This is a genomic window from Rhodopirellula sp. JB055 (assembly GCF_043100905.1).
Lineage (GTDB): Bacteria > Planctomycetota > Planctomycetia > Pirellulales > Pirellulaceae > Rhodopirellula.
Genome location: NZ_JBICHO010000466.1, coordinates 1 through 12,263, shown reverse-complemented (window position 1 = coordinate 12,263; position 12,263 = coordinate 1). Strand labels below are relative to the sequence as shown.

Sequence of the window (12,263 nt, the reverse complement as noted above, 5' to 3'; positions counted from 1 at the left end):
GCATTTCACACCCACATTCTCAGCCCTCCACGATTGATTGTTTATGGACTTTCCCCGTGCCTTGAAGTCTCGCCGAGATCTTTTGAAGACCGCCGGATTTGTCACGGCGGCTACTCTGACTCCGTGGGGGATGCCTGCTCGGCAGTCGCTTGCCAAGTCACCGAATGAACGGAAACGGTTTGCGTTGATCGGCGTCGGAGGGAACGGGACGAGGACCGCGCCCGTGGGAAAAGAATTCGCGGACCTGGTCGCTCTGTGTGATGTTGACGAAGAGCATCTGAAGCACGGCAACGAATTGTTATGTGAGGGCAATGCTGAATTGTTCCGAGATTATCGCGAGGTGATTTCTCGTGATGACATTGACTTGGTTCAGATTTCGACGCCCGATCATTGGCACGCGAAAATATTGATTGAGGCGATGTTGGCGGGAAAAGACGCGTATTGCGAAAAACCGCTGACCTTGACAATCGACGAAGGGAAATTGGTTCGCAAGGTTCAAAAGCAAACCGGGAGCGTCGTCCAAGTCGGAACGCAACAACGTAGCAGTTTCGACAAATTCAATCGTGCTCTGGCAATCATCGCGGAAGGCCGGTTGGGCAAACTCAAACGCTTGGTCGTGGGGATCGATGCGGGGGGATGGAGTCCCGAGATTCCGGTTGCCGATGTGCCCAAAGGATTGGATTGGGATCGTTGGTTGGGCCCGGGCCCTGAGATGGAATATCGCTACGCGTTAGACGCCAAGCGGCCGGACAAAAATTACACCAACGGGCACACTCATTTTCGGTGGTGGTACGAACATTCCGGCGGAAAGTTGACGGACTGGGGAGCCCACCACGTCGATATCGCCATGCTGGGAATCGCGGCTGCAGGACAGAACAATGATCCCGTGTCGGTCGATGGGACTGCCAAACACGACGTTGAATTTCGCGACGGGATGCCGCTGCAGAACAATCGCTACAACACTGCGCGGGCGTTCGATCTGAAGGTGGCTTTCGCTGATGGCGATGTCGAGATGAATATTCGCCACGACGTTGACAATGGAATTCTATTCGAAGGCGAACGAGGCCGGATTTTCGTCAATCGTGGCAAGTTGGTCGGCAAACCCGTTGAGGAGTTGGAATCGAATCCACTTGCCGAAGATGCTGTATCCAAGATTTATCGCGGGATGCCAATGGAAGGCAATGACCGGCCGGCTCACTGGGCAAACTTCATGCATGCAATCGACCACCGGGTGCTGCCTATCTCCGACGTGCATTCACACATGAAAATGCTCAACGTGTGTCACCTGGCTGGAATCTGTTGCCGGCTCGGACGCAAAGTTCAGTGGGATCAGGCATCGGAAAGTGTTGTTGGCGACGAACAGGCGGCTGCGATGATGAAGCGACCTTACCGCTCTGGTTATGAGATCGACACGTAGGGCATTTGCCTTGCCCGCACGATGCCTCTCCCTGTGAACTGATCCCTATTTCAATCGCTCGAAAGTTCTGTTTTATGTCACGAGTTAACTGTCTGATTGTGTTTTCGACGTTCTGTATCTTTTCGCAACCGATGCTTTCGGCTGACGAAGAGGCCAAGACCGATTCCACAAAAATGGTTGTGTTCGAAGATACCTTTGATGGCCGTACGGTACTCGGCGATGGATATCGGACCGGTCGTGGGATGGAGACGGCTTGGAAGATTCGGGACGGCGTGTTGTATGGGGAGCAGATTCGAGACGACCACGGTTCGACGATGCGAAAGCAAATGGAGTTTGGCGATCTGCATGTCGCGTTTGACTTTCGGTTCAATGGTGGAAGTCGGTTCAATTTCGTGATTGACGATGACAACGACAAATCGGTGCACGCGGGGCACGTTGCTCGCGCATCGCTGTCACCCAAACGCATTTCGATCAGCGATGACAAAGTCGGATCGATGAACCTGGACGTTCGTGAGAAACGAAAAGCGAAATCGCTTTCGCCGGAAGAGCAGAAGGAGCTGGATGAGCTGTTGGCTCGCACCCAAGCTTCGGCAGCCGTTGAAGCCAAACAAGGCACCTGGCATCACCTGGATCTAGAGATCGATGGAACTGTGATGAGTGTTCGGCTCGATGGAGAAGAGGTGGTTTCGTTGGACTCACCTGGGTTCGCTCATCCAACCAAGACTCAATTTGGAATGACGGTCAATGGGACCAGCATCGATTTTGACAACCTCCAGGTTTTCGCGACGGAGTGAGATCGGGCTGCACTGGATTTTTCTATGCCTTGATCATCCTCGTATCCAAATCACTCCCCTGCCCTCTTCTGTTTTGAATTCATGAGAAACCAACCTTCGCTCTTACTCGCATCGTCGTGTTTGATTTTCGCGACGATTTTTTCGTCCGGTGCTGTCGGTGCTGAGTCGCGGCCCAATTTTCTGTTTGTCCTGACGGACGACCAGTCCTACGGAATGATGGGCTGCGACGGAAACGAGTTGACTCGGACGCCGAATATCGACCAGTTGGCTCGCGAAGGCGTTTTTTTTGACCGAGCCTACGTGACCAGTGCGATCTGCACTCCGAGTCGAATCTCGATCTTTCTCAGTCAGTACGAACGCAAGCACGGCGTGAACTTCAATTCAGGAACCAGTGTCGCGCCCGAGGCCTGGGCGAAGTCCTATCCTGTGATCATGCGAGAGAATGGTTACTACACCGGCTATGTCGGAAAGAACCACGCGCCGATCGGAAAGGGCGGCTACAACAGCGGTTTGATGGAAGAGTCATTTGATTACTTCTATGCCGGTCACGGTCACATCCGGTTTTATCCCAAGGATGTCCATGAGATCTTTGAGGGGGCGGCTTACGACACGCAAGTTGAAATCGTTAACGAAGGTGCTCAGGATTTTTTGTCGTATGAACATCGCTTGGATGGTGCCGTTCGATTTCTGGACGAACGTCCGGCGGACAAGCCGTTTTGCCTGAGCATCTGTTTGAACCTGCCGCACAGTGCGGGAACGGGCACCATGCAACAGCGAGAGAGCGACGATGAGATCTACAAATCGCTCTACCGTGACATCGAGATTCCTTTGCCAGAGCACTACGTCGCGAAAGACGAGATTGAGACGCCGCGTTTGCCAGCGGATGTGTTGCGAGCGAGTGAACGGCAGGCCAGCTACGACTTTGTCGACACTCCCGAGGCGTTACGAGAACGCACCCTTCGGCAGATGCAATCCATGACCGGGATCGATCGTTTGATCGGAAACCTTCGCACCAAGCTCGAGACAGAAGGCGTGGACGACAACACGATCATCATTTTTTGTTCTGACCATGGGTTGTTCATGGGGCAACACGGTCTCGGTGGGAAAGCGTTGTGCTACGAGCAGACAACGCATGTGCCAATGATCGTCTTCGATCCCGAACTGCCGACGGTTCTGAGAGGGGCTCGTTGCAACGAGTTGGTTCAAACGATCGACATCGCCGCAACGATGCTGGATTTGGCTGGAATTGAAAAGCCAAATACCTTTCAAGGCCTGTCATTGCGGCCGCTGTTGAGCGGGAAAGGTGGTGAGATTCGCGCCCATGTTTTCACCGAAAACCTGTGGGTAACACACTTCGGCAACCCTCGCATTGAGGCGGTCCAGGACAAGCGTTGGAAATACATCCGGTACTACCGCAACGATCGTGTTCCGGCGTCGGTCAAAATTCAGGCGGCCAAGGATCTGGGGATGAAGTCGTCCACCCTGCTGTATGGCATTCACGACAATGAAATCGCGGTGTATCGGCACCATGCCGAGGCATCTTTGCGTGGTGAGGAACCGATTTATGAAGAGTTGTTTGATTTGGAAAACGATCCGGACGAGCTGAACAATCTGATCGACAATCCCGCCGCGAAATCGCAGTTGGAAGAGCTTCGCGGCGTTTGGAAACAACAGCTCACAGACGCTCGCGGCGAAGGATTTCCCGCGGTGCTTCGCTACACGGCCGATAGCGAAAAAGATTACAAGTCGAAGTGATGGACTCCGTTGCCGATTCAATTCCCTATCATCCTGTCAGTGCTCTCATGTTGAAGCGAAGTAGTCTTTTGTTTTTGGCTGTCCTACTCGGCCTTTGTGTGTCGAGTGTTTATGCGAAGGATCGCCCCAACATTGTTTTGATTGTTGCGGATGACCTTGGCTACAGCGACGTGGGTTTCAATGGATGCAAGGAGATTCCCACACCGCGATTGGATGAGTTGGCGGGGAAAGGCGTGGTCTTCACCAACGGCTACGCGTCGCATCCTTATTGCAGTCCCAGTCGCGCTGGATTGTTGACGGGAAGGCATCAACAGCGGTTTGGGCACGAGGGCAATCCGGAACCGGATCCGCAGTGGTACGGTGAAGACACGCCGGGGATGCCGCTTTCGGAAACGACGCTGGCGGATGTTTTGAAAGAAGCCGGTTACGTCACCGGTGCAATTGGCAAGTGGCACCTGGGCGACGCGAAACCGTTCTGGCCCAATCGCCGTGGATTCGATGAGTGGTTTGGCTTCAGTGGAGGCGGATTGAATTATTGGGGAGACTTAGGAAGAAAGGATCCTTTGCTCGGTGTGCATCGCGGTGATGAACCGGTTGCTCGTGAATCGTTGACATATTTGACGGATGATTTCTCGACGGAAGCGGTCAAGTTCATTCAGCGTCATGAGACGGAACCGTTCTTCTTGTACTTGGCGTACAACGCACCGCATGCTCCCGACCAAGCCACCCGGGCTCATCTACAGAAGACGGCACACATCGAGTACGGGGGCCGAGCGGTTTACGGAGCGATGGTCGCTGGGATGGACGAAGGCATTGGGCGAGTCGTCGAGCAAATTCGCGAATCGGGGTTGGGCGACAACACGTTGATTGTCTTCTACAGCGACAACGGTGGGCGGCGAGAGCACGCGATGAATTTTCCTTATCGTGGCCACAAAGGGATGCTGTTCGAGGGCGGTATTCGGGTTCCGTTCTTGGTTTCTTGGCCAGGGACGTTGCCGAGTGGAGTTCGCGAGCAGTCGCCTGTCACGGCTCTCGATGTCTTTCCCACCGTTCTTGCTGCTGCAGGATTGGACCCGACAAAGAACGAAAAGCTGGACGGCCAAAACTTGTTGCCCGGTTTGACCGACGCGGGAACGGAGTTACCCAAGCGGCCGTTGTTTTGGCGATATTCGATGGGCGACGATTCGTATGGCTATGCGATTCGCGACGGGAATTGGAAGTTGGTGGACAGTCGCTACAAAAACCGAAAGCTGCTGTTTGATTTGGCGAACGACCCCTGGGAACGCGAAAACTTAGCCGAGCAGCATCCTGAACAAGTGGATCGGTTATCGCGAATGATTGAGGCCTGGGATGCCGACAATTTGCCGCCGAAGTGGCACGACGCTCACGGCGTGAATGTCAGGAAAGAAGAGGACTCACGAACAGAGGCGGTTGAAAAAGCCTCCCGAGGCGAACGTGCCCGGCCGAATTTGGATTTGAACTCGATGATTAGGCCGGTGCCTGCAAACGCGAAGTTCATCGATGAGGATTTCTACATTTGGGGCGGAAGCATGGTGCGCGACGCCGACGGAATCTGCCATTTGTTCTACAGTCGTTGGCCGCGAGAGTTGGGGCACATGGCTTGGGTCACCCATTCTGAGGTTGCCCACGCCGTCTCGGATGATCCTTTGGGACCATATCATTTTGTCGATGTGGCTTTGCCCGTTCGCGGCGAACAACTGTGGGACGGCATGTGCACTCACAACCCGACCGTGCACGAGTTCGATGGGAAGTACTATCTCTATCACATGGGAAACACCGGTGATGGGAATGCGACGCAAAAGTTGAACCCGATTCATCGCAACAATCAACGCATTGGAGTTGCGGTGGCCGATCACCCCAACGGACCATGGAAACGTTTTGACGAGCCACTGATCGACATCAGCGAAAATGAGTCGGCATCGGATGCATTGATGGTGAGCAACCCGTCGATTCTGCGTCGGGATGATGGCATCTATGTGTTGATTTACAAAGCCGTCGGCAAAAACGGACGCATCCCGTTCGGTGGTCCCGTCGTTCACTTAGCGGCAACATCGCAATCACCGACCGGACCGTTCCGAAAACAGAACATGCCGTTGTTCACCGCCCCGGGAGTCGCCTTTCCAGCGGAAGACCCGTACATCTGGTTCCAGGATGGCATGTGCTGGGCGATCGTCAATGATCACAAGGGACACTTCAATGGAACCGGCAGTGACTCCTTGGCGCTGTTTCAGTCACTGGATGGTTTGAACTGGGAACCCGCCAAATCACCGTTGGTGACAGAACGCATCATTCCGTGGTCGGACGGGACTCTGCAGTCCGTCCACCGTCTTGAACGCCCGCAGTTGTACCTGGAAGACGGCAAACCAACCGTGCTGTTTTGTGCGGCCGAGGAAACGAAAGAAAAGTTGCACTCATTCAACGTGCACTTGCCTCTGCGGCAGACGAGTGACTGACTGATTGATTGTCAGTGGGGACTCAAGCTGGGCGGCGATGATTCGGGGTATTCGGTGAGCCGTTTGGATGTTCGTCTGGACTGTTCAATGTATTGGGTCGTGGTTGCGATGCGTTCGCACAAGTTTTATTTGAAATGTCATGGCTCCCCTCGCTTCTCTCGACCCGTCCCACAGGTCATAGAACGTGCATGACAGTTCGACAAAACAGACGCCCTTTTCAACCAACGTGCGAGCCATCACGGCTTGTCTCCCATAGGCGGTGGTTTTGAGGCGTTTCAATCCAAACTGGCAACGAGGAGTCCCTGGCCCCAATCCCCAAATTAGATCGTCTTAGTTCGACGTCTTGTTCGTTTGTTCGGATAGAACTCGCTTCATCCACTTCCAAGCTTCTGTGCGGTATCGGTTGGGGCGGTTCAACCAGCGATCATTATGCGGGGCCTTGGCGAATTCGTTTGGGAATGGCCCGAGTGCTTCGGTTGTGTTGATCGACAAGTAGGTGAAGTTGCGAGCTTCGGGAAGAACGTTGACGATGAACGGTTCCGTTCCATAGGACCCGTTCTGGCAAACTAAGTAGGGGCGATTTGCCACGCGATGGAGTCGCTCGCTTGCTTCAGATCGGTACTTTGCCAGAGGACTTCCCCACGCGGTGCCTCGCCATTCACGCACGCCATCGAAATGGTCGTGGGTGATGAAGGCGGTCCACAAGTTGGCAATTTCATCGTCATGCAATCCGATGTAGTTCACCGCGATCGCACCTCGCGAGAATCCGCAGAGGAACACTTGGTCTGGATCTGCGGAAAACTGCTTGATGATTCGGGGGACGTTGGTCTTGGCATATTCCACCGTCGCCTGTTCGTCGCCCCACCAAGTGATTTGATTGTTTTGGTGGTCGTTGCTGATGAACGGCAACGTCACCCAAATGAATTGGCCAGCGGACAATCCAAATCCCAATCCCGCGTCGGCGACTTCACCTGTCGACCCTGACGCCGGAAAGTGATTGCCGGTGTATTCGAAGATGATCGGCAGCGATTTCCCGCCTGCCGTCCAGTCTTGCGGAAGGTAGACGGTGTGGTGCACATCGGTTTCGGCGTATTCAACCGGAGTGACGGCCACTCGTTTGCCGGTGGTAGGATCCCCTTGGGACAGTTTGGGCGTCTGTAGCCAATGGCCCGAATTGACTGGCAGTGGCGATTGCCCGTAGCTCGACGACCGGATCGAGAGAAGAAGGCAACCAAAGATGACCAGTCGAAGGTTCATGCAAACCTGCTCGGAGAGTATGGCGTCGGGTCCAGGTGTGTTGTTCGACCGGTGATCATTTCGGCAACCAAACGTCCCGTTGCCGGAGCAAGGCTTAAACCCAGCATGTTGTGGCCCGTTGCAAGCATGCCATTTTTGAGTTCCGGCAGCGAACCGATGATCGGCAAACTGTCCCAGGTCATCGGTCGCCAGCCGTACCATTGTGATTGGGCTGGCCCGTCAACGGAAGCAACCAAATAGGGCCGAGCTGAATCGCGAAGTTGCTGAATTCGATGTTTGGGAATGGAGGTGTCATAGCCTGCGAATTCCATCATCGATCCGAAGCGTAACCCATCGTCAAATGGCGAGACACCAACCTTGTGTTCAGGAAAGAGAATCGGGTGGCGGGGCGAGTGATCCGGTTTCTCGATGGTGACTGAGTAACCTTTGCCCGGTTGGACCGGGACGGAACATTGAAGTGCCGATTCCCATTTAGTGCTCCAGGCTCCCATTGCGAAAACAAAGTGGTCGCTGGTGAAGTCACCTTGTTTGGTTTCGATGGCGACGATCCGGCCGGCTTCTTTTCGGACGGATTTCAGCTCGCAGTTCTCAACGAAACGAACGCCTCGTTCTTTTAGATTCGTCGCCCATTGCGAGTTCAGTTTGTCCGGACGCACCGAAGTGTCGTTGGGGTACAGGAACGCGCCTGCCAAGCCATCCTTTAGGCCGGGATCAAATTTAGGCAGGTTGTTTCCGTCGATGCGAGTCGCTGGGATGCCGAACTCTTCGGACACCAATCGATCGGTTTTCGCAAACGATTCCATGCCGCGTTCGGTTTGCAAAACGTACAGCAGGCCCTCTTCTTTCCATTCGCAATCCAGCTTCAGTCGTTCCATCAGCGAATGGTATTCGCTCATCGAGGCTTCCAGGATTGCCTGCAGCGGTTTGCCTGCCGCCAGCATTTTCTGGTGCGTGCAACGTTTGGCGAACTGCAACATCCAGTTCCAAAGGGCTGGATTGAGTTGCGGTTTGACTCGGAACGGAGACTTCGGGTTGAAGACCGATTTTAAGGCGACTGAGAAAGCACCCGGTTCGGTCAGAGGCAGAGCGTGGCTAGGGCAGATGTAACCGCAATTGGAATGGGAACATTCCGCAGCAATGAATCCGCGGTCGATGACGGTGACGTCAAGTCCGGCTTCCGCCAAATAGTGAGCGCAAGCGATTCCGACAACGCCCGCCCCAACAATGGTGACGGACTCAGGCGACGAGTGAGCGTTCATGATCGCGAGCTCATGAACAGGAGTAGGATTTACCTGACCAGTTCTTCCACCACGTTTGGAAAAGGGCCAGTTGCTTTTCGGCGTATCGGGCTTGGCTCGGCGAGAGAGCGTCCGACGCGTTCAGTTGGAATTCATAGTCCGTGTCACCAAGCAGATACAGCAAATACTTATAGTAGAGGACCAAATCGGGGCCTTCATCGAATGTCGACAGGACCGTCAATGCGTTGGACAGTTCACGGGCGAACTGGTCGGCTTGACAATCGCCATTGGCAGCGGCTTCGCACAGTTCGACGTACTTCAACACCTCCAGCGGAAGGCAGTTCCCGATTCCGGTGATTGCACCTGTGGCACCGCACTTTACAAACCCGTGATAAACCTGCGTGTCGACACCCGCCATCAGCAGTACATCGTCGCTGGAGTGAGTGATGTGTTCGCCGGCGTAGGAGAGTGATGCGGCACCACCGAATTCTTTGAATCCGACCAGGTTTGGAAACTCGGCTCGCAAGTCGAAGAACAGGTCCGCTTTGGTTTCGAAACCGTAATAGGGACTGTTGTAGATCACTGCGGGTGTCGTTGGTGCGGCAGACAGAATCGCGGCAAAGTGATTGCGTTGAGCGATGGGGGAGGTCGCACGTGAAAGCACACGCGGGATGACCATCAATCCTGCGGCGCCGACTTCGGCAGCATGGCTGGCATGAGCCACTGCGAGCGACGTATTTTGTGCACCCGTCCCAACCACCACAGGAACACCGGCTTCGGTCAATTCGCGAACACCTTGCTGGCGTTGTTCGTCCGTCAGCAGCGGCCAGTCGCCCATGGATCCGCAGTAGACGACCCCGGTCATCCCGGCGGACATCAGTTCGCGAGCCTTGCGAACCAACCCCGCAAAGTTGATTTTTCGATCGGCGTCGCAGGGCGTCATCAGGGCGGGAATGCAGCCTTGAAAAATGGAAGCGTCGATAGGGTGGCTGGTGCTCATGGCAAGGTGACTCTGCAATCGCAATGGAAACGTGTAAGTTGGCCCCAAGGTATCTGTCGGTGGCCTGGTCGTCTTGTCCGAGGCTCGACAAGCAACTTGAAAATGCGCACAATTGCTCATGACGTCTAGCCCCCTGCCTGACCAGTTGTTCGAACTGCTCGCCGAACCCTTCACGGCCGAGCGTCTGTTCGATGGTCTACACGACACCGTGTACTTCATCAAAAATGCGGACGGTCACTACGTCGTCGTCAATGAAACGCTGGTGCAGCGTTGTGGTTTGAAGCAAAAATCGCAGTTGATCGGCCGCACTTCCGAGCAGATTTTGCGGGCGCCTTTCGGAGGAATCTTCACGGCACAGGACAAAGCCGTTTTGCGATCCGGCAAACCGCTTGAAGCCCAATTGGAATTGCACCTGTACGCGTCTCGAGATGTGGGCTGGTGTTTGACCAACAAGTACCCCTTGTGCGGTCGCGACGGGAATTCCGTTGGAGTGGTCGGTATCTCGCGTGACCTGGGCCGACCGAACAAATCCAGCGACGACTACCAAAGCGTTGCCAAAGCGGTCGCGTTTGCTGAACGGTATCGAAACAAACCGACCAGCGTGTCCGAGATGGCTGAAGTCGCGAATCTTTCTCGATTTCAGCTTGACCGCCGAATGCGAATCGCGTTTGGGCTCAACACAGGCCAGTGGTTGCTGAAGCAACGCATCGATTTCGCATGTCATCATCTCGAAACCACCCAGCAACCGATCGTGCAAATCGCACAAGAAGCCGGCTATGCGGATCAGAGCGCCTTCACCCGGCAATTTCGGCGTGCGACGGGACTCTCCCCCAGCCAGTACCGCAAAGCGAAACAGAACCACGAGCTTTGATGCGTTTGTCTTGAGTGAGAAGGCGAAAGAATGCGTGGGGTGGTTGCAACCTCTACAATCAAACAGAGGGCCGACGGCGATCAGGTGGGCCAACGGATTTCATTCCTCCAGAAGGATGATTGTGATGAACCCAACGAACCAAAATCAAATGACAAGCGAGAATTCTTCCTTGCAACGTCGCAAGTTCATGGGACTGCTCGGCGGCGGGTCGGCTGCCTTGGCGATGACCGAATTCGCGATGATGCGCGGTTTGCCGCGAGTCAGCGCAGCGGAAGCCAAATTGGATCACAATGCGGTTCGGTTCAGCGATGATATCGAGCCACTGGTTCGGCTGCTCGAGGACACTCCTCGTGAACGCGTCGTTCAAGTGTTCGCAGACAAAATCCGTCGTGGGACCGGTTACCGCGAGGTGCTGACCGCACTGTTGTTGGCAGGGATCCGCAATGTCCAGCCTCGTCCTTCCGTCGGACACAAGTTCCACGCGGTGTTGGTCGTCAACTCGGCTCACTTGGCCAGTCTCGGTTCTCCGGATGAAGATCGTTGGTTGCCAATCTTCTGGGCGTTGGATTACTTCAAGTCCGCGCAGGCGAGGGATGTCAACGAAGGTGATTGGACGATGTCGGCGGTCAACGAATCTGCCGTGCCGCCACCGCATCGGGCCAAGCGTGCCTTCGAAGAAGCGATGCAGAACTGGGACGTGGAAGCCGCCGATGCCGCGATCACGGGGTACGTCCGATGCGCGGGGGCCAATGAAGTCTTTGAGTCGATGGCCTACTTTGGTTGTCGTGACTTCCGCAGCATCGGTCACAAAGCCATCTACGTCGCCAACGGTTTTCGGACTTTGCAGTGCATTGGATGGAGGTATGCTGAACCGGTGTTGAGATCGCTCACTTACGCTTTGCTCAATCACAGCGGCGAACCCAATCCATCGACGAGTGACTTGGCCGCGGATCGCGCGGTTCGAGTGACGCAGCAACTTGTCAACGAAATGAAGACTGGGTGGAATGAGGGAAAGGTCGACGCTCAGGCAGCGATCGAACACTTGAAGACGCTTCGCCAAGCGACACCGGAAGATGCCGTTCGGGAAACGGCGAACTTGATTCAATCAGGTGTGCATCCTCAATCGATCAGCGATGCATTGTTCTTGTCGGCGGGCGAGATGGTGATGCAGCAACCGGCGATCGTCGCGTTGCACTCGGCGACGTCGACCAATGCATTGCAGTACGCCTACCGCACGGTTGCAAGCGATCAAAACCGGATGCGATTGCTGCTTCAGAACGCGGCCTTCATCCCGCACTTTCGGCAAGCGATGGATTCTCGTGGCAAGGTGAGTGATTCACAGATCAACGAACTCTCGGCGGATTCATCCCGCGACGATGCCGTGAGCGTCGACCAGATCTTTGACTCGGTTGGTCAAGATCGGTCGCGTGCCTCCGCGGCGACTTACCAGTACCTCG

Annotated in this window: 9 protein-coding genes; 6 read left to right on the top strand and 3 right to left on the bottom strand. The window is 54.9% G+C overall.

Translation table 11 applies throughout. From position 1 onward, the window contains the following. The first annotated feature begins 43 nt into the window (after positions 1 to 43). The 4 genes from ACF8AM_RS18515 to ACF8AM_RS18500 all read left to right on the top strand — a co-directional run bounded on the left by ACF8AM_RS18515 (position 44) and on the right by ACF8AM_RS18500 (position 6,440). A complete protein-coding gene (locus ACF8AM_RS18515) occupies positions 44 to 1,417 on the top strand; it encodes a Gfo/Idh/MocA family protein (protein WP_392557072.1) in 1,374 nt (457 codons plus the stop codon). Between the two features lie 74 nt (positions 1,418 to 1,491). After that, positions 1,492 to 2,211 carry a family 16 glycoside hydrolase gene (locus tag ACF8AM_RS18510; RefSeq protein WP_392557071.1) on the top strand — a complete coding sequence of 240 codons (720 nt, stop codon included), beginning with the start codon at positions 1,492 to 1,494 and terminating at the stop codon, positions 2,209 to 2,211. Positions 2,212 to 2,292: 81 nt separating this feature from the next. Beyond that, positions 2,293 to 3,966: a sulfatase gene (locus ACF8AM_RS18505; protein ID WP_392557070.1), complete on the top strand. Its 1,674-nt coding sequence runs from the start codon at positions 2,293 to 2,295 to the stop codon at positions 3,964 to 3,966. A gap of 47 nt (positions 3,967 to 4,013) precedes the next feature. Next, positions 4,014 to 6,440: a sulfatase-like hydrolase/transferase gene (locus ACF8AM_RS18500; protein WP_392557069.1), complete on the top strand. Its 2,427-nt coding sequence runs from the start codon at positions 4,014 to 4,016 to the stop codon at positions 6,438 to 6,440. A gap of 330 nt (positions 6,441 to 6,770) precedes the next feature. On the opposite strand, the gene ACF8AM_RS18495 is transcribed toward ACF8AM_RS18500, so the two are convergent. From ACF8AM_RS18495 to ACF8AM_RS18485, 3 genes are read right to left on the bottom strand one after another with little or no spacing between them, the layout of a single operon-like run. Next, positions 6,771 to 7,697 (bottom strand): hypothetical protein, encoded by a 927-nt coding sequence (locus ACF8AM_RS18495; protein WP_392557068.1) that lies wholly within the window; start codon positions 7,695 to 7,697, stop codon positions 6,771 to 6,773. After that, entirely contained in the window at positions 7,694 to 8,956 is a 1,263-nt protein-coding gene (locus ACF8AM_RS18490; protein ID WP_392557067.1) for an NAD(P)/FAD-dependent oxidoreductase, read from the bottom strand. Before ACF8AM_RS18490 ends, ACF8AM_RS18495 begins: the two co-directional genes overlap by 4 nt. A gap of 10 nt (positions 8,957 to 8,966) precedes the next feature. Next, the gene (locus ACF8AM_RS18485) at positions 8,967 to 9,935 is read right to left on the bottom strand and encodes a dihydrodipicolinate synthase family protein (RefSeq protein ID WP_392557066.1); all 969 of its coding nucleotides are present in this window, start codon (positions 9,933 to 9,935) and stop codon (positions 8,967 to 8,969) included. 118 nt (positions 9,936 to 10,053) lie between these two features. Between ACF8AM_RS18485 and ACF8AM_RS18480 the strand changes: the two genes are divergently transcribed. Together ACF8AM_RS18480 and ACF8AM_RS18475 are read left to right on the top strand one after the other, a co-directional pair. Beyond that, positions 10,054 to 10,806, top strand: a complete 753-nt coding sequence (locus tag ACF8AM_RS18480) for a helix-turn-helix domain-containing protein (protein WP_392557065.1) — start codon at positions 10,054 to 10,056, stop codon at positions 10,804 to 10,806. 124 nt (positions 10,807 to 10,930) lie between these two features. Next, positions 10,931 to 12,263 (top strand): hypothetical protein (locus ACF8AM_RS18475; protein WP_392557064.1); only part of this gene is annotated, 1,333 nt, incomplete at its 3' end.